Annotated in this window: 19 protein-coding genes; 6 read left to right on the top strand and 13 right to left on the bottom strand. The window is 43.6% G+C overall.

Going from position 1 to position 19460, the window contains the following annotated elements:
* Window positions 1–11: 11 nt before the first annotated feature.
* On the bottom strand, window positions 12–1019 hold the full coding sequence (locus MHN30_RS01350) for an alpha/beta hydrolase (RefSeq protein WP_239357246.1): 1008 nt from the start codon (window positions 1017–1019) through the stop codon (window positions 12–14).
* Between the two features lie 212 nt (window positions 1020–1231).
* Here MHN30_RS01350 and MHN30_RS01355 point away from each other — a divergent pair, with 212 nt between their 5' ends.
* Window positions 1232–1414 (top strand): ribosome alternative rescue factor ArfA, encoded by a 183-nt coding sequence (locus MHN30_RS01355; protein WP_010606219.1) that lies wholly within the window; start codon window positions 1232–1234, stop codon window positions 1412–1414.
* A gap of 3 nt (window positions 1415–1417) precedes the next feature.
* On the opposite strand, the gene MHN30_RS01360 is transcribed toward MHN30_RS01355, so the two are convergent.
* The 6 genes from MHN30_RS01360 to MHN30_RS01385 all read right to left on the bottom strand — a co-directional run bounded on the left by MHN30_RS01360 (window position 1418) and on the right by MHN30_RS01385 (window position 5737).
* A complete protein-coding gene (locus MHN30_RS01360) occupies window positions 1418–2992 on the bottom strand; it encodes a diguanylate cyclase (protein WP_239357256.1) in 1575 nt (524 codons plus the stop codon).
* Window positions 2993–3079: 87 nt separating this feature from the next.
* Window positions 3080–3292, bottom strand: a complete 213-nt coding sequence (locus tag MHN30_RS01365; protein ID WP_338139169.1) for an MAPEG family protein — start codon at window positions 3290–3292, stop codon at window positions 3080–3082.
* An 88-nt stretch (window positions 3293–3380) separates the two neighbouring features.
* Window positions 3381–3668, bottom strand: a complete 288-nt coding sequence (locus MHN30_RS01370; protein ID WP_130163612.1) for a hypothetical protein — start codon at window positions 3666–3668, stop codon at window positions 3381–3383.
* Between the two features lie 312 nt (window positions 3669–3980).
* Complete coding sequence (locus MHN30_RS01375) at window positions 3981–4535, bottom strand: hypothetical protein (protein ID WP_239357271.1); 555 nt, start codon at window positions 4533–4535, stop codon at window positions 3981–3983.
* A 117-nt stretch (window positions 4536–4652) separates the two neighbouring features.
* Complete coding sequence (locus tag MHN30_RS01380) at window positions 4653–5387, bottom strand: YafY family protein (protein WP_239357274.1); 735 nt, start codon at window positions 5385–5387, stop codon at window positions 4653–4655.
* Between the two features lie 32 nt (window positions 5388–5419).
* Window positions 5420–5737 carry a hypothetical protein gene (locus MHN30_RS01385; RefSeq protein ID WP_010375910.1) on the bottom strand — a complete coding sequence of 106 codons (318 nt, stop codon included), beginning with the start codon at window positions 5735–5737 and terminating at the stop codon, window positions 5420–5422.
* Window positions 5738–6218: 481 nt separating this feature from the next.
* On the opposite strand from MHN30_RS01385, the gene MHN30_RS01390 reads away from it, so the two are divergent.
* Entirely contained in the window at window positions 6219–7229 is a 1011-nt protein-coding gene (locus MHN30_RS01390; RefSeq protein ID WP_239357277.1) for a hypothetical protein, read from the top strand.
* 132 nt (window positions 7230–7361) lie between these two features.
* Window positions 7362–7748, top strand: coding sequence for an MmcQ/YjbR family DNA-binding protein (locus tag MHN30_RS01395; RefSeq protein ID WP_010606232.1), 387 nt, complete (start codon window positions 7362–7364; stop codon window positions 7746–7748).
* Here the strand turns inward: MHN30_RS01395 and MHN30_RS01400 are convergent.
* On the bottom strand, window positions 7726–8589 hold the full coding sequence (locus tag MHN30_RS01400; protein ID WP_239357302.1) for a LysR family transcriptional regulator: 864 nt from the start codon (window positions 8587–8589) through the stop codon (window positions 7726–7728). The genes MHN30_RS01395 and MHN30_RS01400 overlap by 23 nt on opposite strands.
* A 208-nt stretch (window positions 8590–8797) precedes the next feature.
* Between MHN30_RS01400 and MHN30_RS01405 the strand changes: the two genes are divergently transcribed.
* Both MHN30_RS01405 and MHN30_RS01410 read left to right on the top strand, forming a co-directional pair.
* A complete protein-coding gene (locus MHN30_RS01405; RefSeq protein WP_039496749.1) occupies window positions 8798–9181 on the top strand; it encodes a rhodanese-like domain-containing protein in 384 nt (127 codons plus the stop codon).
* Window positions 9182–9285: 104 nt separating this feature from the next.
* On the top strand, window positions 9286–10731 hold the full coding sequence (locus tag MHN30_RS01410) for a serine hydrolase domain-containing protein (RefSeq protein ID WP_239357317.1): 1446 nt from the start codon (window positions 9286–9288) through the stop codon (window positions 10729–10731).
* Here the strand turns inward: MHN30_RS01410 and MHN30_RS01415 are convergent.
* Both MHN30_RS01415 and MHN30_RS01420 read right to left on the bottom strand, forming a co-directional pair.
* Window positions 10685–12892 (bottom strand): tetratricopeptide repeat protein, encoded by a 2208-nt coding sequence (locus MHN30_RS01415; protein ID WP_239357322.1) that lies wholly within the window; start codon window positions 12890–12892, stop codon window positions 10685–10687. The two genes, MHN30_RS01410 and MHN30_RS01415, sit on opposite strands and share 47 nt — an antisense overlap.
* Before the next feature lie 91 nt (window positions 12893–12983).
* Window positions 12984–13580, bottom strand: coding sequence for an ACP phosphodiesterase (locus tag MHN30_RS01420; protein ID WP_193521363.1), 597 nt, complete (start codon window positions 13578–13580; stop codon window positions 12984–12986).
* Between the two features lie 155 nt (window positions 13581–13735).
* Here MHN30_RS01420 and MHN30_RS01425 point away from each other — a divergent pair, with 155 nt between their 5' ends.
* Window positions 13736–14317, top strand: a complete 582-nt coding sequence (locus MHN30_RS01425) for a VTT domain-containing protein (protein WP_239357707.1) — start codon at window positions 13736–13738, stop codon at window positions 14315–14317.
* On the opposite strand, the gene MHN30_RS01430 is transcribed toward MHN30_RS01425, so the two are convergent.
* The 3 genes from MHN30_RS01430 to MHN30_RS01440 all read right to left on the bottom strand — a co-directional run bounded on the left by MHN30_RS01430 (window position 14314) and on the right by MHN30_RS01440 (window position 19423).
* Window positions 14314–15372: a hypothetical protein gene (locus MHN30_RS01430; RefSeq protein ID WP_239357325.1), complete on the bottom strand. Its 1059-nt coding sequence runs from the start codon at window positions 15370–15372 to the stop codon at window positions 14314–14316. The two genes, MHN30_RS01425 and MHN30_RS01430, sit on opposite strands and share 4 nt — an antisense overlap.
* A gap of 64 nt (window positions 15373–15436) precedes the next feature.
* The gene (locus MHN30_RS01435) at window positions 15437–16921 is read right to left on the bottom strand and encodes a sulfotransferase (protein ID WP_239357338.1); all 1485 of its coding nucleotides are present in this window, start codon (window positions 16919–16921) and stop codon (window positions 15437–15439) included.
* Window positions 16922–16975: 54 nt separating this feature from the next.
* Window positions 16976–19423 carry a TonB-dependent receptor gene (locus MHN30_RS01440; RefSeq protein WP_239357350.1) on the bottom strand — a complete coding sequence of 816 codons (2448 nt, stop codon included), beginning with the start codon at window positions 19421–19423 and terminating at the stop codon, window positions 16976–16978.
* Window positions 19424–19460 lie beyond the last annotated feature (37 nt).

The following is a 19460-nucleotide window of genomic DNA, read 5'->3' on the forward strand; positions in this document are numbered from 1 at the left end:
GTTAGGAAATGTTATTTATTTTGAACTGTGTTTTGTTGGGGCGTGTTTGATTGATTTTTCGGGACTTTTTTATTTGTAGTCTCCTGGACAGCATTTTGTTTGCGCTGTTTCTTTTTTAATCGCTTTCGCTCTGCTTTAGTTACGTGTTTTGCCACCCATTTGGCAATCTTCTGCATGAGCATTGGAGGGAAGTCATGACCCATCCCATTGACCAGTTTTAGTTTGGATTTGCGAATAGTAGCGGCGGTTTGCTGGCCAGCGGCCGCCGGAAAAATAGGGTCGTCTGTACCATGGATAACAAGTGTAGGCGTTTTGATCTTTGCCAGCGTGTGCTTGCGACATTGGCTTGCGACAATCGCCGCAAGCTGACGCTTAAATCCTTGCGGGTTATGTGCGCGTTCAATACTGTGTTTGGCTTGTTGATGTAGCGTCCATTCGTCTTGAGGATAGGCTGGGCTGCCGATCAGCTGGTTGAGTTTTATATTGTATTGAATGGCAGATTGGAGGCCGTCTGACTTTGGCCGTGCTTTTGCCAGTTGCAGCATGACTTTTACATTTGCTGCGGTAAACTTGGGATACGCTGAGGTTGACATAATTGAGGTCAAACTTACCACTTTCTTTTTATGCTTAGCGGCAACGATTTGTGCAATCATCCCGCCCATAGAAGCACCAACAAGGTGGGCGCGTTTAATCTTAAGTCCAGCCATCAAAGCGACAACATCTTCGGCCATATCTTCTAGGGTATAGGGAACAGAAGCGCGGATGGGAAGCTTTTTACTCAGCATGGTTTTTATCACACTCGGAGAACCTAAATGGTCCAAGTGGCTCGATAATCCCGTGTCGCGATTATCAAAACGGATCACCCGAAAACCTTTATTGACTAGCCCAAAGTACAATTCATCTGGCCAAATCGTCATTTGTGCCCCAAGACCCATTATCAAAATAATAACGGGGGCGTGAGGCGCACCCTCGTCCTGATAATGTATGCTGATCCCGGTTGCAATCTTGATATCGGTCATTGTCGCGAATGTTTAGCTTGACTTGAAAGGGCTGCATTTAAGTATAGAGCGTAGGTATGAACTTAACTTTAAAATAGCAGTCAAAAAAGACGAAAATTTATTGCTAAAAGCCATTGCGCTTTAAAGCATTTAGGTTAATATTCGCGCTTGTTGATGGTCGGAAATTATGCATCAACACTATCAATTGATACGATTCTTATTTGGAGTAAGTCATGACTAAAAAAAGCAAACTTCAGCATGCTCATCAGCGTGGTGAAATTAAAGACAACGCACTAAAAGCGTTGGTGACCAGCCCGTTGTTTAAGGCGAAAGTTGAAAAGAGCAAAAAAGGCAAAGGTAGTTATCAACGGAGCGTAAAGCACAAAGGCCAAGAGCCTTACCTTAAGGCAGCCTAAGCTTTAAGATAAGGTTTTTTGCTGATACATTTGCTTGTCAGCTTGTGCGATTAAGTCGCTGATATCTGTTATCGGGTGTTGGGAAAATGCTCGCCCGACACTACCTTGAATTGCTACCTCTTGTTTTCCATGACTAAATTGCAAGGTATTGAGTTGTTGTTGCAGCTGTTGTGCTTTTTCTTCTGCAGATTGTGTGTCGTCAAATAAGCAGAGCGCTGCAAACTCATCGCCACCTAGGCGTCCTACAATATCTTGTTTTCTGATACTTGATGACAAAAACGTCGCAACATGGGCAAGCGCCTTATCTCCAGCATCGTGACCAAATTGGTCATTAATCAACTTAAACTTATCTAAGTCAATGTAAAATAATGCCAAAACACCACCACGTTTATTAAATTGCTCGACTAGCACGTTGGCTTGTTTGTACCAGCCTCGACGGTTAAAAATGCCGCACAATTGATCGTAATTTGCTTCATTTTCAGCTTGTTGCTTTTGCTGTCTGAGTCGTCCAATGCGTTTAGATACCGCAACGGCAAGCAGTAAAGACTCAATGGCAAACGCAAAAATAAGTGCATAGCGCTGCATAAATGGGCTATATCCCACTAACAGCACGCGAAATACCATACCGACTAATACTAGGCTCAGAGCCGCAAAAACCAAACTTGCTTCGCCAATTTTACGCTTGGTTTGAAGAGCTGATAGCACAAAGATAGTGGCGACAATAACGAGGGTTATATAGGCCATAATTTGGCTTAATAAGTAGGACAATTGTGCTTGTTGAGTGGGAATTTTAAGTATGCTCAGGAGTATCACGATACCCGCGGCACTTTTAAGTACCAACACGAGTTTTGGCCACTGTTTGTCAACAAGTAGGATACTCAACATAAACCAGGTTGCCGAAACCACAGTGAGACCAATACTAAGTAAATATGCGTGTTTGAGTAATGGTTTATACTGAGATGAAACAAAAAGATTTAATTGTCCTTCTTGGAATAATACAAATCCACAAAGGCAGAAGATATAAGCGCCGTAGAGTCTAAATATAGGATCATTGAGGCGACTACCCATGATCAATACATAGCAAATCAAGGTAAAGCAAAGGCCATAAAATGCGCCCATGACTAGGCTGCTTTTTTGACTTTCCCAAATAAATTTCCCCATGCTCATCAGCCTAAATCTTGGCGTATGAATTTGCATAGAGTCTAAGCTTAAGGTTGCTGTGTACCTACCTTTTGGAATGATAAATGCGGGCTGTGAGAACTTAACGGGCAAAGGGGCGTTGACTCGCCACTGATAGTGATTAAGGCCAACATCTACAAATGAAAAAACGCTGTCTTCATTTAAATTGCAGGCTACCGAGACGGTATTGTTGCCGCGTTCAATTTTGCTATAAGACGTGGTATTGATAGTAAGCAAAATTGAGTCGCCGTGAGCGGTCGTGAGCGAGCAATTGTCATCAAGCGCAAAAATTGAGGGGCTAAACAAAAATACGGCGCCGTAAATAAAAGCGAGTAGGAGCGTAAGCTTCCCACTAAAGTTGCTGTGTATTTTGACGCCATTCAACCTAGACTGCAGCACAACCAAAACCTAAGGTTATTGTTGTAGTTAATGTAACAAACTTGTACGTAACTTAGCCAGTGTAAAATCCCTTTAACCAGAGACTTTTTACATCCTATCGAACAAGAAGCTAAACCAGGCAAAAAACAAGCAAAAGCTACTTAATCCAAATGCTAGAGTTCTTAACCGTAAGTTACTGCCTAGTACGTGCTCGTAGCTGTGCCAATATCGTGCTGCGACAAACACGGTGCAGAGTACAAACCAAAATTGTCCCGTCATTTGCTCAACATGCAAAAGTATCAGTAATGCAATAAATAACACCGGCTGTTATCGCTATAGTCAACTGCAAAATATGAGTACTACAGGAAACCAAACTATGGCAATACTAACTTGGACATGTGTTATATGTTTACTCGTAAAGTTTCTCTGTTGCTTCTTTAAGTCCTGAGTGGGGTAAAAATTGATCTGTGATTGTTAGAATTGAGTGCAGGTTATTTTTTAATTTATCAAGCTCTATGTTACCTGGCTTAATAGCCGTTTGTAATAGATGAATAGCCATATCAGCTAATAGAATACGCTGTTTTTCTAGCCATTCTTCATCGCCTTTGGTAGCGGGATTGCCAAGGTAGCTATTTTCTACCAAACGATGCAAATCCCAGCTAGTTTTGATTAACTTATTCCTTTCAATATCATTCACTGCCGACCTTCCGAAATATATAGATATAATGACTCCCACACTGTGCTAGTCTTCTCTTTTTCGTGGGTTCGCTTAATACAAAGCGGAGCCATAATTAATTTGTTAAATAACTGAACAGCTGAGGCTAGCATGAACAAACATAACATACTTTGTATGTGAACTAATACGCATAAAGCATTTAATGAAGTAGTCATATTTTGCTCAAAACCGCCTGTCAGCTAAAGTCCATACTAATTTGTCTACATGGTAAGGTAAGTGATGAGCAAATACAGTTGGAGGAATATTTTCCTCCATTCAGTCAGTTCAACTTGCTTAGTTTGAAGCGATGCAACGGGCACTCGGGGTTTCACCGGGTTCGATGATATTAATATTGACCTCTTTTAAGTCGCCAATTATGGGTTTTAAAGCTTTATCAAAACGATTTGCTGCGGCTTCGATTTTTTCGGCATAGTCGTCAATGGCATCAAAATTAGCGGCGTGACTTTCAATTACTGCCTCAATTTGCTTGGCCTTTTCTTCTTGTTTTGCCAGTAGCGCTTTATTGATCACAAGTCGATCGTCGTCTTCTTGTATCGCCTCTTTACTAATGGCTTCCATTTCTTTGCTGAGCAGTGCGAGCTTGTCTTCAATATCTTTCATTGGTAACTCAGAAGCTGACATATCAAGCTCTGCCGCTTTGAGTGCTTTGTATGCAGCCACCTGTTCGGCGTCCATGGTGTGTTTGATTATTGGGTTACAGTCTTGGTAAGCGATAAGCTGGTAGCTGCCTTGCGTTTGCGGCTCTGTTGGATTGGCATTGGAGTAGCCAACGCAGGCACTCAAAGCTAGTGTTACCGAAATAATGAGTATTGATTTTGTGGTTTTCATAAGCACCTCGAAGGAATAAGTCTGATTTACAAAATTAGTCGCGGTGCAGTTTGAAAAGGTTGGTTTTAGATGCGCAAGTATTAGTAACAAAATATGAATCGGGCAGTGAGCTTAGAATTAGTTGCTACTTTTATCAGGCGCTTGGCATTGGTATTGTGCAATTTCTTCGGCGTATTTGGCTTTAACTAACTCAACATAATGATTGAGGTTTTTATCAGGACGTACGGTAAAGGTCCGCTCACTTTTATGTATCGCGGTGATACGGTCCAAGCGAAATTCACGGTAATCACTGCGGAGCTGACAAAATGCGACCAGCGTCCACTTTCCACCCCAATAAACCAATCCGAGTGGCTCGATGATACGCTGGGTTTGTTGCTTTGCAACGTCTTGATATTCAAGTTGTACACACCGCTTAGCCGCAATGGCGAGCCTAAGTGTAGCGCTAAAGGATTGTTGTTGCGGTCCGTGCTTAAAACTCGAGACCAAATAAGGGGAGTGGTCATGCTGTTGTTTGAGGTGAGCGGGTAGCACGGCCTCTATTTTGGCAATAGCTGCTTTTGCATGTGCGCTTAGTTCGGGATCCGTCCATGCTCCAACCATTTTACTGCCAAGTAATAATGCGGTGAGTTCATCATAGCTAAACATCATAGGGGGCAGTGGGTAGTCACCAATAATATAGCCGACACCTGCTTCCCCCTCAATTGGCACGCCAGAACTTTGTAAGTCCTGAATATCGCGATAAATCGTACGCTCAGATACCGTAAAGTGATCGGCCAATGACTTGGCGGTAACCGCTAATCGTCGACCCTTGAGCAGATCCACTAACTGAAAGAGACGTTCTGATTTATGCACGAGTTTTCCTTGTTATTCAAATCTCAGATTAATTAACCGCTACATGGCGTTTGAGAGAGCACATTACTGTGACTAATGGTGACACTCTCGCTGTCTATGTATTGCGTTAATCTTTGGCATACTTCGGTTGTTGGGAATTGCGCCGAAACCGCTTTAGCATGCTCCATCGATTGCCAATAAATAATATCTAAATACTCGCCAGTCTGACTGTCTTTAGTCAACGAACGATATAGTAACCCAGGTTGCTGTTCAACCCACTCGGTAAATGCTGGGTTTACACCCATAATGTCACTCTCTGTAGCACCAAGAGCCAATTTAAATTTTACAATCTCTACGACATTTTGTTGCATGGTCTTTCTCCTTTTTGAGTTCAAAAAGAGTAAACCACGATGTTGTGTCAGGGAGTGTCAGTAGTGTTTAAATATACAGTGTATTTTATATCGAGGGCCTGTTTATCTTTCAAGTTTGTTTTTGCAGCAGCTTGATTGGTATTTATACAAGGCAGAGTCTGCGTAGCATAGTTGTTCTATGTAAGTCAGGCGATAAAGACTTTGTGCTCCTGCAAAGTCACCTTACCCCACATCCTTGTGGGGCAACACAGAAGAAATGCCAATCAAGCACTGCCCTTTGGGTTCACCTGAGTGCGCTTTGTTCATTGTTGCTCAACTTTTGCCTAGATTACTAGGCGGCAAGTCGAGCGTCGCAACCAAAACACACTCAGGAGAACAAAAGTCAAACAGCAAAGATCAACAGGCCCTGGCAAAACAAAGGATCTGTATTAGGATTTAGGGTACTGCAATTGGCAGGATTAACCGTGTAAAGGATAAGGAAATGAAATTAAGTACAAGCATATTTGCAACCTGTTTAGTTGCATCCGCTATCTGCGCTTCCCATGTTTTTGCAAAGGACATAAATGACAGCGATGTCAAAAGGCTGCATGTCTTGGCAAAGCAAGTCGCATCACAAAGTATCAGTGGGTCGTATACTTTTGCTATCAACTGTCATACTAACCCCAGCTTACTGAAACGTGCAGTTGAGCAAGTAAGTTGGCCTGTTGATGAAATTACCTATGCTATTCAAGGGCAATGTCAGGGCCCAATTAAGATCACGAGACCAGGTATCACCATTTCGGGGTCTGATAATACTCAAGATGTTATCTCTGCGGCGTTAAGCGGCGTGCAGCCGACCGTATTAGTGGAGTCTGGTTCGGTTAAGCTCAATAACTTAGGGCTTGTCAGCACCGCTCAGCAAAGTAGCGTAACGGTGACGGCGCAGGGAATGGCAAGATTGGATAATGTCGCGACTCAAGTGCAAGGCACTGAGCCTGAATACCACTATATCGTGACAGATAATAGTAATCTTTACTTAAGTAATCTAAACCAAGCTAAAGTGAAAATAGCAGGGGGGGCTTTTGCTGAATTTGTAGCCGGCAATCAGGCGATGACAGCATATGTGTTTGACACCGCCAATGCTAGAAGTACGCAAGGGAACCAGTTCGACGCAGTACAAGTTGCTGGAAATGGCTACTTTTTAGCAGATGGCCAGTCGCATATAAATCTATTGATGATCTGGAGTAAAGGCGCCGCCGAAATCGACCAGCAAAGTAGTGTTGGTGAACTGATGATGGGGGGCCAAACCTTGTTTTCTGCTTATAGAAACTCGACCTTGTCAGGGCCTTACAGCTTCTTTGGGAACGTGGTTTTTGAGTTGGAGCACTCCTCTGCGACAAATTGGGTAACGCAAGAAAGGCCGCACTCGCTGTTTTCTGGTAATAATGCCGTCGTGAATGGCGAACTATTTCCAAGTTGGAGTTGGCAAGGGCAGGCACCACAACCTGAGTAACCTGAGCTTCAAAACAATGAGTTAGCGTATTTCTTATTCAAACCTCAGGTTGAGTAATTTATGCTACTACGCCGCTTGGTATTATGCTTTACTACTAAGCGGCAACGATTAACCTAAAGGCAGAAGAATAAGATGGATCATCAACAAGTACACGACTACTTGCTTGCAAAACCCTATACCAGCGTAAGTCAACCTTTTGGTGAAGGCGTTGATGTATATAAAGTGAAAGACAAAATGTTCGCGACGTTGGCGCTTGGTAAAATGGGCAAAGAAGATGACGAGCATCCCCATTGGCGCGTAAATCTCAAATGCGATCCTGATGAAGCGCAAGCGCTGCGAGATATTTTTAGTGCGGTGTTACCGGGTTACCACATGAATAAAAAGCTCTGGAACACGGTGGTGCTCGATGGCTCCATTCCTACTGGAGAACTTGAGCGGATGATGGATAACTCATTTCGCCTTGTAGTCGAAAAAATGCCGAAAAAGCAGCAGGGGATTATCCTTGCGCAGCATCAATAGACGCACAAACGACTTGGTACACGGCGTTCACTTTAGGCTCTATGAGCGCTTGATTTGCCACAACAAAATTTACGGGGAGCGAAAAGTCTAGCAAACTAGACAAGGCAACCTCTGCTCCTTGATCTGCAATGGCGTTGGCTTCTATAAAGCTCACGCCGAGTCCTGCCTTAACTAAAGCCAAGCGGGAGCGCTCATCCGCAGCATTAATATTTACCGCGTTTACTTCACTTAGCTGTTGATCAAGTTGCTTATCAAAAGGGCAGCCTTTTCCCATACGTATCCACGTCATCTGTGCCAATTCGGCTTTATGTGATGGCATAGGCCAAGATGCAGGATAAGCGGTGGTAACTGCAACTTCTGTGAGCGGTACAGCGCTAAAATGTGCAGGTACTTCGCCATAAATAACCCCACCATCAAGTAGGCCATCACTGAGTTTGTCGACGATGACACCACTTGAGAGTAATTCCAGCGAAAAAGAAAGACTTGGAAAGTGCTGGTTGAGGGTTTTTATCAGTGTGCCAAGTTCGCTCGAAGTGCCGATAGGGTGGTTCAAGCCAAGTCTGAACTCGCCTGTGAGCAGTGTTTTGGCTTGTGCTGCGGTGTGCATTAAATCATTTGCACTTGCAAGCGTTAACTTAGCTTTGTCTAGCAAGATCTTACCTTGTTCTGTGAGCTGCATCCCTTTGCTAGAACGATGAAACAATACGGTATTGAGTTCTTGCTCAAGCGCTTTGATATGGGCGCTGATAGCAGGTGGTGTGGTGTAAAGTCGTTTCGCTGCTGCTGTTAGATTTTGGGCTTCTGCAACCGCAACAAACGACCTTAAATGGTAAAACTCCATTGCACTAAACTCAATTACGTATTGAATACCACCAGTTTAAATGAGCTTGCTGCGATTGCCTATTCTGAAATGATGAACATCGCCTTCAAAAAATATGAATTCATTAACGCTGATTGAATGCGTAACGTAGTTGACCTCGGGTGAGGTTAAATAATTATCCGCAGCTCAGATTATTTAGGACCCAGAGTATTTAAATAGGAGTTAGAAGATGAAAGTAGATGTATCACAGTATTTTGCAATGAAGCTGGCTTGCGAAACGGATTGTGCTGATGTTTATCAGGCGATGTTAACGGGGCAGCAGGATTTTGTGCTATTTGATGTCAGGTCGAATGAAGCCTTTGCCAAAAGTCATGCTCAAGGCGCAGTCAATATGCCAAGCGCAGACATAAGTGAACTGACGATGACTAAGTATGACAAGGTTACGCCAATCGTGGTTTATTGTTGGGGTCCTGGGTGTAATGGCGCAACAAAGGCCGCCTATAAGCTCGCAAAAATGGGCTATCAAGTAAAAGAGATGATAGGTGGTATTCATTACTGGGAGGATTTCGAGCGTTACCCCGTTAATCGCCGAGTGTCTCAGGCACAAAGTTGATGTAGGTGCATTTTTCTTCATCTCATGATTATACTGTTATTCATTCACGGCACATTTATCAGTGTGTAAAGTGAGTGAATAACGATAATAACAAGGGAAATATCATGTCGAAACTATTGTACTGCGCCATATTTTGCTCGTCTTTGCTAAGTCAGACATCCTTCGCCACTGACTCGGCTCAACATCAAGTTGAACAAGTTGCTCATAACCTCTTACCTAAAGTGCAGTTAGAAGGCCAAAAATACCAACCTGTAGATTTGCAGACGCGTCTTCAAGAAACACATTTGCCGGGCTTAAGCCTTGCCGTGATCAAAGATGGTAAAGTGGTGTGGGCTGAGGGTTTTGGCATTGCAGATAAAAAGCAAAATCGAAAAGTGACCACTGAAACGCTGTTTCAGGCAGGGTCAATAAGTAAGCCCGTTGCAGCGCTTGCGGTATTAAAGCTAGCACAAGATGGTAAAGTCGATTTAGATGCTGACGTTAATCAATATCTCACCTCTTGGAAAGTACCAACGAACGAATTTACCAAAGCCAATCCTGTTACTTTGAGACAGTTAATGACTCACACCTCGGGGCTCACTCAACATGGCTTTCCGGGCTACGTGCGTGGTAGTAAAATTCCAACCGATGTTGAAGTCTTAATGGGGAAAGGCAATACCGACTTAGTGACGGTTGACACTTTGCCAGGTAAAGCTTGGCGCTATTCTGGCGGTGGTTACACGGTAATGGAATTGCTCGTGGCAGATGTGACAAAAATGCCATTTGAAGAGTACGTCCAACAGGCAATTTTAACTCCGTTGGGTATGCACAATAGTACCTATGCGCAACCACTACCAAAAACGCTATGGTCAAAAGCCAGTGCTGCGTTTGACGATAAAGGCGAGCAAGTCGAGGGGGACTGGCATGTTTATCCAGAACAAGCCGCTGCTGGTCTTTGGACCACTCCGGTGGATCTTGCTAAATATATTATGGCCGTACAACAAGCGTATGCCGGCAATACCGTGGGGCCCATCACGCCAGAGCTGGCGAAGCAAATGCTTGAAGTTCATCATGACGTATGGGGTTTGGGACCAGAGCTTGAACAGCGTGAGCAAGGACTTATCTTCACCCATGGTGGTAAAAATAAAGGCTTTAGCAACCGTTTTGAAGCATATGTAGAAAAAGGCGAGGGTATGGTGTTGATGTCCAATGGCGACTCAGCGAGTACCGTATTTGGTGAGCTTCGCATTGCCATCAGCGAACATTACGGCTGGGATTTTCTACGCAGTAAAAAAATAACAGCGATTACATTATCTGAGGCACGCGCAAAGCAATTGGAAGGTCTGTATGCTTATGAGAAAGATCATCAGTTTAAAATGAAAATCACCCGAGATGGTACGCGATTTAACGTCTTAGATATGGCCCGCGATAACCTGATGGCATTCGTTGCCACAGAGGAAGACACCCTGATTGAGCTTGAAGGGGGCGCAGATGTCACCACTGAAACGAATGACAAAGGTGAGATCACTGCGGTGATTTGGCGTGGCCTATATCGTTTTGAGCGGATTTAATCGGAAGCTTCACTTCAACGAGTAGCCCGCCAAGCGGGCTATGATTGGCGTTGATAGAACCATGATGCGCCAACACAATATGTTTGCTAATCGCAAGTCCAAGCCCCGAGCCGCCAAGATCCCGGCTTCTGGAGTGTTCACAGCGATAAAGTCGTTCAAAAATTTTATCTAGCTCCGAGGTTGCTACTCCTGGGCTTGAATCTTCCACTGTGATAATGGCATATGAGTCGACTAAACGTGTATGTACTAGACTGGTTCCTGCTGCATCGGTGTAAAAATGACTGTTCCGTAAAAGGTTCAGGATGACCTGTTTTAGACGCTGTGGGTCGCCTTCTACTTGCAAGACTTGCCCACTTAAATTACAGCGCAGAGATTGTTGCTTTTTCGCAAAAACAGGCGTGAGTTCAGAGCAGCAATCCTTAACAAGGGTATTAATATCAAGCGGCCTGAGCTCTAACGACATCACATTATTGTCAAACTTAGCGGACTGATAAATGTCCGAGATTAAGGTATCCAGTTGGTTGATTTTACTGTTCACTTTTTTATAGGCGACATCAATATCAGGCTCGATATTAAATTGCATCGCCTCAATTGTCAGTTTTAGTCCGGTTAACGGGGTACGCAACTCGTGAGAAATATCGGCGAGCAATTGGTTTTTTTGCTCTAAAGCTCGCGCGGCCATGTGCTGTTCTAAGGCTTCTAGTTTTTGTTTCTGGCGTTGTCTTAAAAAGTATATGGCAAGCCCTGCGAGCAGCAACAGCGCAGAGGCGATGGCCAAGCCTCGCTGCAACTTTAGGTTTTCTAAATTTGCTTGTTGCAGCGACTGCTCTTTTTGTAACAGGCTAAGTGCTTGTTCCTTTTTCACAAGTTCTATGTTTAATGCCATTTTGTACGCTTTGTTTTTATCGCTAACCTTCTTTAGTTCAGTTTGTGCTTGCTGATATTGTTTTAATTGAGCAAGTGCGGCTTCAAATGCGCCTGCTTGTTGATAAATTGCGGCCAGCTGTTTGTGTATATCACTTTGAGTTTGAGTGCCAAGCTGAGGTTGCTTTAGTAATAGTTCAAGCTGTTCTTTGGCGTCTTCACTTTTATCTTGAGCCAAATAGACATTAGCAAGTGCCAGCCTAACGGTACGCTCTGTTCGGTTGGCACCGGATTTTATCGCAAGCGTAAGCGCTTCATTTGCACTATTTAAGGCTTCATTCACATCACCTTGAGCTAGTTGGACATTGACTAAATTACTTAATTGCCAAGCCGTGTCGCTGTCAGCCTCCATTTTTTTTGTTAGGGCAAGGCCGTTTAGAATAAACACCTGAGCTTGCTTATACTCTCCCTGTTGATATAAAACTTGGCCAATCTTACCGTAACTGTTGGCGATATGACGCGGATTACCTAATAGCTTATCAACCCTGAGCGCCTGCTCAAAATGTGATAGTGCAAGAGGAAATTCTTCTAAATCACGGTAGAGTTCGCCGATGTTGTACAGTGAGTTGGAGATCCCTTGCTGGTTATTGCGTTTGCGCTGAAGCATAAGAGATTGTTCATGATAGCTGATAGCTTGCTCAATTTGGCCCATGTAATCGTAAACAATGCCAATTTGGTTATAGAAACTTGCGAGTCGCGGAACATCATTAATGCGTTTTGCAATTTGGATGGCCTGCTCAGCATGATTTAGCGCGCTACGGTAGTTTGCCCGAAAGCGGTTAATATGAGCAAGGCGATCATGAATATCTGCAATTAACCGCTCATCGGCTTGAGAGGTGGTGTTGAGTGCCAGCTCAAGCTTTTCTTCTGCCTCTGTCGCACGATTTTGACTAAGTAGCACCGTGGCGTGGCTCAATAGCAATTTACTCTTGGCATCAGGGTCTGCCACTTTATCTAACACCTGATTGAGCTCATCTATCGCCTGATAAGCAGTTTCATAATGGCCAAGCAAAGAGTGGGCTTCAATCTTCATTAGGCTGAGTTTAAACCAAGCTGCTGAAAGATAAGTTGGAGTCGTGTTTTTGTTTAGGAGTGTGTCAATTTCTTCAAGCGCAACAGATGGGTTATCGGTTAACAGCAGCTTCAACGTTTCAAGCGTGGGTAATAGTGCACTGGCATGGGTGGAAAACGGAGTTAAAAGTAAAAATAGCGTAAATAGTGCTTGGACAAAAAGCAACCTAACTCTGTTTAACACTGCAAAAAACCCCATTACCAACAAATATATCTGCATTATAGTTGATAACCATGGAGCAAATATAGAGGAGTATTTACTCTAAATTTTCAGGCTCTATGAGTTGTTGTTGCATGTGGGCAATTAATTGTGGAAAAAAGACATTAAATCCTGACTCTAGTTGTTGATAGTGCTTTGTAATATCCCTTTCACTGCCAGCAAATTGGTTTTGAAAACGAATACGTTTAGCGATGTTATCGAGTGCATGGCCCACACCAGCTACGGATTCATAGGTGGCAAACCAATCATTTTGTGTCATTGCGCTAACAACTCGTTGCATGTGCGCAGGCATGATGTGTAAGTTATCGTGCAGCAAGGAAAAGCTCTGATGTTTAAAGTCGTCAAGTGAGGTGCTGTGATATTGCTGCCAGTGCTTAATCAAAAAGTGGTCATATAACACATCCAGTGCAATGCCTGCAAAGCGGCGACGCGTGGGCGAAAAAAGTTGTTTAGCAGATTTTGTAATCGAGTGGCTATCGGTAAATTTATCGACTTGTCTATGTGTTTGTAGACCAAGTTGCACAGGTTTAGGCAGTGCTTGTATATTCACGCCTTTTTGAAAGTCACCGAGCAAGTTGCCAAAGTGCGATGCGGCAGTCGGTTTGGCAAAGTACAAATGCGCCAAATAATTCACAGAAACATCTCTCCAACCATTCACTCTAAAACAGGGTACCGCATTTGTCCGCACATACAAATACCCGCATATATAAAGCACTGCTTAATTCAGGAAGGAGAAACTTAGCTTAGGCTATGCTTGTCTCCATTACTGGAAAATCAGGGGGAAGTGTGATGGCGTTAACGGCTGAATTGAAGCAGAAGACCAAGCGATTAGTGGAATCAAAAAATATGCTCAAAGGGATCACGGTTGCCTCTTTTTTAGAGTCAACCATCGTGCCTATTCCGCTTGAAGCTGTGATGGTGCCGCTAATGCAGGCAAGGCGAGAAAAGCTATGGCTAATTGCGTTAATGGCGACGGTTGGGTGTGTGATTGGTGCCTTATTTGGTTATGCGTTGGGTTACTATTTATTTGATGCCGTGGGGGATTCCGTTATTGAGCTGCTGTCGAGTCAGTCTCAGTTTGAGCAAGTGAAAGCGCAGATGCAAAGTCAGGGGTTTTGGTTTGTGTTGACCTTAGGTATTGCGCCAGTACCTTTTCAGATTGCTATGTTAGCAGCAGGCGCCACAAAATTTTCACTATTACAATTTCTAATTGCAACCTGTATTGCCCGTTCACTACGTTATTTTGGCTTGGCGGCGGTCGTTTACTTTGCTGGTAATCGGGCTGAAAAGCTAATTAAAAAACATAAAATAAAAGCCGTTATTCTCACAACGGCCATTGTGCTGCTCGCATGGTGGATAGCTAGTCGCTAGTATTTTCTATACAAAAACTTTGATTCATTTTGTGAGCGTGCAAAAGCGAGTAAATCATCGCTCAGTGTTAGTGGCTCTGACACTAGTATTTGATACTGTTGATAAAAGTTATGAGGGGCTCCGGCGTGCTCAAATAAAGTGAGCGCTGCTTCTCCCTTGCGTACATACTCTCTGTAATCTTTGGGTTTATTCAGTAGTTGAATATAGGCAAGATAAAAAGGCTCAAATTCAGCATGTCTGTCAGAACCTGCCTGCTTTAGCATGAGATCAATATTGTACAACAGCTCGCTTTGATGCTGCATCGTCTCAATTAACTTGTTTTGATCTTGGCGGATCATTGAGGCTACTACTCGTTCGTCAAAGTTATTAAGTTGTTCGGCCACTGTTTGATAAATCTTTGCAAATTGAGCTTGATGTAAAACACTGAACTGTTGTTGCAAGTGGCGTAAAAAAATAGCTTCCTGTTCAACTAGTAAACCTCGTTGCCGTTTTGCTTCTACTAATACCGCTTGGTAACTTTGAGATTGTCTTTGAATACTTTGCAGTGTTTCAATCTGCTCAGTAATTGTTTTTATCTTAGTATTTATGGCAAGCAGCTTTTGATTGATCTCGATAGTATTCCACTTGCTAGGAGAGTGGTTAAAAAAAGAGGTGAACGATATTTCATTTTTACTTGCTGTCGTGTGCAATTGGACTAATTCATCAATCAATTCAGTCAGTGGGTAATCGATAGATAACGCACGCAGCAATGTATCCGCTTGCAATGAGTTATTAATATCTTTGGATTGTTCAGCTCCTATCTGGGCTGTAACAATGTTGCCGTTGTCATAGGCGCGTTGTGCATCGGATAGCAAAGTGGAGGCATTCAATGTTTCTAGGTATAACGCTTGCCACTTATTATTATCATATTCATTGAGCGATTTGAGCGCGTTAAGTTGGGCATCTAAATTTCGTTGCTGTTGAGCAAGGGTTAATGCTTGCTCTATCTTGGTAATTTCTGATGGCGTGCAGGCCGTTAATGCAGTTAGAAATATAATAGAGAGTAGTTGCTTCATATCGTTATTGTTTTGTATTCCTTTTGTCTAACGTTAGCATCATCACTGCAATGGGGCAATATTCCTATATTGGGTATACATTTCGATATTTGCCCACACTTGCATTGTTCAATGGCTGTCTGATCTGCATTTTGCTGGCTGTCGCTGAGTAATAACCTTGTTTATAAAAGTGAAGTGCATTGTCTTGCCAATCCAACTCGAGAAATTGACAGACTTCCTTCATCACAGCCTGAGGTATTTCTACCAGCGATTCATAATTCACAAACTTAATTTGAGTCGGATGTTTTTGCGCGGCATCTTGCAAAAACGCATAAGTATCATCATACATAGCTTGAATATCTTGCATCTGGTATGAGTAACCATGGAAGGGGCTATTCGTTTGATATAGCTGACGGAAGTTTGCGATACAAGTATCTGTTCTGTCTCGCTTCATCACGACAAATTTCGCGCGTGGAAACGCCTTTGCGAGCAAATCGATGAAGAAAAAATGAAATGGTTGTTTGTCTATAAAACGTTGAGCACCAGCAACGGACTGCGTGGTGAAGATACGGTATTGCTCAATGGCGTTAGCTTCTTCATAGGCGTGGCTGATATGTTGAATATTGCTGTCGTAGTCATGAGAAAACCTAAGTGTTTGGGGCAATATACTGGTCTCTCCCAGCGGTTGTAGTGACAATTGCGCTAAGATCTGCTCCATTAAACTGGTGCCTGAGCGTGGTAGCCCAATGATAAATACTGGTGCAAGCGTTTGCTCTGGAGCAAAATCAATAGGCTTGTCTAGAAGCTTGCCAAGTGCTTGAAAATAGCCAGTCATTTGTTTAGATGAATAGGAAATTTCGGCACTTATCGCTTGTTTACTGGCAATAAGGCTTTGCCATGCCTTGGGATAATTTTCCTGCTTTTCGTATTCGAGTGCCTGCGCATGGTAAAGCCGTTGTAATGTAAGTGGTGCAGTTTTCGTTGTTATTTCAGTTGCTAACTGAGCGATGCGAGTCGATGCTAATTCTACAGGAGTAAGCTCTGAGTAGGCTAACTGGCACTTTGCATTACTTGGGTTTGCTTGCACTAAAGAGGCAAGCAGCGTCCGCGCTTGTGCTAATTCACCAGACATCTTTAAATGCATTGCATAGTTGAGCGCGATTTCAGGACAGTGTGGTGAGCGTGTATAGGCATGGCTAAAATGCCAACCAGCGTCAGTATATTGATTTAATCTCAGTAATATATTTGCGAGGGTATCGTGCTCTGACCCTGACAATTGTGTGTTACCTAGCAAATGCAGAATATAACGCTTTGCCACTAATGGTGCTTGGGTAAAAAGCGCAAGTTTGGCAGCGCTCAATGAGTAAAGTGCGCAGGGAAATAAACTTAGGCACTTGTCGTAAATTTTTAGCGCTTTGCTGAGGTTACCGAGAGCGATATTCAATTCGGCCAATAAGGCGTACGCGTGGTGATCGTTGGCATTGGAATTAATGCGAGCGACTAATGCGTGATGCGCCGCTTGAAATTGACGCTGTTGAATATAGCTTTGGATCTGATTGTATGATGTCATCGCAACGTAAAGAGAGTGAAGGTAACTTCACTCTCTATTTTAGTTTTTTGCTGATTATAACTCAAACTGGTAGTTAAGCTTGACCCCAACGGTACGAGGTGTTGTGACATAGTGTCCGTACACTCGCTGCTGCTCAGGCAAGGCTTTGTTTAGCGCCGCGAATTTAGCTTCACCAGCCCAAGACTTGTCGCGTCTTACCGAGGTGAAAGCAAATTTGTCAAACAGGTTGTCGACATAAAAAGTGATGGCCCATTGCTCGCTTGAAAGCTTCGCACTGAGGTTAGACAAGGCAAATCCTGGTAATACCTCTCCGTCAGCTTTGAGTCCGACTTTCGTGTATACGTCACTCTGTGCGGTTACTCCATAATTAACGTTAAGCATTTTGTCGTCGAACACTTCCTGCTCGTAGCTTAAACCGAATGAGAACTGCTGTTTTGGCGCGCCAGGTAGGCGGTCACCGTCCGCACCGTCATAGTACGGCTGGTAAAGCGCGATTTCTTCAGCGCTATAGTCACCTTCTTTGAATACCGCAAACAGGGCTGGTGCTTCATCAGTTAGCTGTGCTTTTGCATAAGAATAGGTTGCATACACCGTCCACTGATCGTTCAACATAGCCCGTGTTGATAGCTCAATCCCACTAGAGTTCGCAGATCCAGCATTGGAGGTAATGATCTCTTGGCCGTTTACCGTCACAGATGAAATCTGTGCATCTTCCCAATCAACACTGAATAATGCGGCATTAAAATGCAGCTTGTTATTCAGCCATGTAGATTTTAATCCCAGCTCATAGTTAGTGGTGGTATCTGGTTTATAGCTAAGCTCATGCGGCAGTGCACAGATGATCTGTTGCTCTGGTAGTGTTTCTGGGCACGACTCCAAACCGTTACCACCGCCTAACCTAAATCCTTCACTGACAGTGAAGTACGTCAGCAGTCCATCTTGCCAAGTGTAATTGGCATTAAACTTAAACAAACTACCATTGTCTTTGGCACTGACTTGTTCAAATGAAATTTGCTCAAGGCTTGGCAGGCCACCAGAATAGAGCGGGGTTTCAGCCGCTGACTCAGTTTTAACATCATAGCGATAGAAACGAGCGCCCACTGTGATATTAAAATCGTCTGAAAAAGCATAGCCAATTTCGCCAAACAATGCTGACTCTTTGCTAGTGGCATTGGTCAGTGCAATATACTCAAGATCTTGCTCAATATTGTCGATTTCATCGCCCCAAAACGCCGTGAGTCCTGGCGTGTACTCTCTATCGTCCGAACTAATTTCTTGTTTGCTGTAATATACCCCTGCAATCCAATTTAGCGCGTCATCCCCTTTAGAGACTAAACGGATCTCTTGGGTAAAAGTGTCTTGATCAGTAGTATCTTTAGTCAAAGCGGTAAAACTAGGAAAATCCGCATAACCCGGCCAAATATCATAAAGTAGATCGGTTTGATCTCGTTGGCCTTGTTGTTCTTTGCTTGACCAACCGGATGCCGAAACTAAATCAGCAAACTCTAAATCGGCGTTGATTTCAAGGCTAAGCAGGTCGTCTTCTTGCTCGTTAGGTTCAAGCACACGGTACGCTGACTCGTATGGTTTGATAGAATCGGCAAGCGGGTGCTGTGCTGCAAGGCTTTGATATTGTGAAATTGAGTTAGCGCCATTTTCTTGCTTCTGATGAAAATAGTTCAGCGTGGTATCGATGTTCTCGCTCACCAACCAACGTAGAGAAACCCGTGTGGTTGTTATGGTTTCATCATTTGCATCCGCAACTGCGTTGATGTTTGCTTTTACATCCTCAGTATCTGACCAATCAGGATCTGGGTTTGAAACACCGGCTTGCTTAACCACATAATTGTAATCCATAAAGCCGGGGTTGTGATAGCGGTTAATGCTCGCGCGAACGGCTAATTCATCCATCACTATAGGCATATTGAAGACAGCACCTACTTCATGACCATGACTGTCACTTTCATTGATACTGAATAAGTCACCACTTAGTTTACCTTCAATAACGTCAAGCACTGGCGCTTTAAGCATGGTTCTAATCGCACCACCTAGCGTGCCTGCACCGTAAAGCGTACCTTGTGGGCCGATCAAGACTTCAACACGTTCGATATCGGTTAGTCGCAAATCCACATTGATTGGGATTTCGCCGAGGTAAGTTGCCACTGTCCCTGAGTCAGAAGCACGTTCCGACGAATTAGTATTCAAGCCACGAACAATAATAGGTGAGCCCTCACGGCCACCTTGTTCTGTGATTGTCAAACCAGGAACCCATCTTGCTACATCTTCAAGGTCGCCAATATTTTGGTCGCTCATCACATCGCTGTCGACGGCAGTAATGTTTAATGGCGCTTCTTGAACTGTGCCTGCGCGTCGAGTGGCTGTTACTTGAATTCGTTCAATTGACTTTTCTTGAATCTTACTTTCTTCTGCTTGTGATTGATTAACAACAAAAAAACTCGAACTAACAGCTAGTGCGACTAAGCTTGGATGGAGCTTACTCATGGATGGTGGAACCTCAAATTAAGAATTAAACGTGACG

This window comes from Pseudoalteromonas sp. OF7H-1 (assembly GCF_022347825.1).
Classification (GTDB): Bacteria; Pseudomonadota; Gammaproteobacteria; order Enterobacterales; family Alteromonadaceae; genus Pseudoalteromonas; species Pseudoalteromonas maricaloris.

Bases quoted from the DNA above. Each gene is read 5' to 3' on its own strand.
- MHN30_RS01385 (WP_010375910.1), bottom strand. From the start codon at position 5,737: ATGCAACAAAATGTCGTAGAGATTGTAAAATTTAAATTGGCTCTTGGT.
- MHN30_RS01430 (WP_239357325.1), bottom strand. From the start codon at position 15,372: ATGAAGCAACTACTCTCTATTATATTTCTAACTGCATTAACGGCCTGC.
- MHN30_RS01435 (WP_239357338.1), bottom strand. From the start codon at position 16,921: ATGACATCATACAATCAGATCCAAAGCTATATTCAACAGCGTCAATTT.
- MHN30_RS01440 (WP_239357350.1), bottom strand. From the start codon at position 19,423: ATGAGTAAGCTCCATCCAAGCTTAGTCGCACTAGCTGTTAGTTCGAGT.
- MHN30_RS01405 (WP_039496749.1), top strand. From the start codon at position 8,798: ATGAAAGTAGATGTATCACAGTATTTTGCAATGAAGCTGGCTTGCGAA.
- MHN30_RS01350 (WP_239357246.1), bottom strand. From the start codon at position 1,019: ATGACCGATATCAAGATTGCAACCGGGATCAGCATACATTATCAGGAC.
- MHN30_RS01390 (WP_239357277.1), top strand. From the start codon at position 6,219: ATGAAATTAAGTACAAGCATATTTGCAACCTGTTTAGTTGCATCCGCT.
- MHN30_RS01355 (WP_010606219.1), top strand. From the start codon at position 1,232: ATGACTAAAAAAAGCAAACTTCAGCATGCTCATCAGCGTGGTGAAATT.
- MHN30_RS01375 (WP_239357271.1), bottom strand. From the start codon at position 4,535: ATGAAAACCACAAAATCAATACTCATTATTTCGGTAACACTAGCTTTG.
- MHN30_RS01400 (WP_239357302.1), bottom strand. From the start codon at position 8,589: ATGGAGTTTTACCATTTAAGGTCGTTTGTTGCGGTTGCAGAAGCCCAA.
- MHN30_RS01410 (WP_239357317.1), top strand. From the start codon at position 9,286: ATGTCGAAACTATTGTACTGCGCCATATTTTGCTCGTCTTTGCTAAGT.
- MHN30_RS01395 (WP_010606232.1), top strand. From the start codon at position 7,362: ATGGATCATCAACAAGTACACGACTACTTGCTTGCAAAACCCTATACC.
- MHN30_RS01425 (WP_239357707.1), top strand. From the start codon at position 13,736: ATGGCGTTAACGGCTGAATTGAAGCAGAAGACCAAGCGATTAGTGGAA.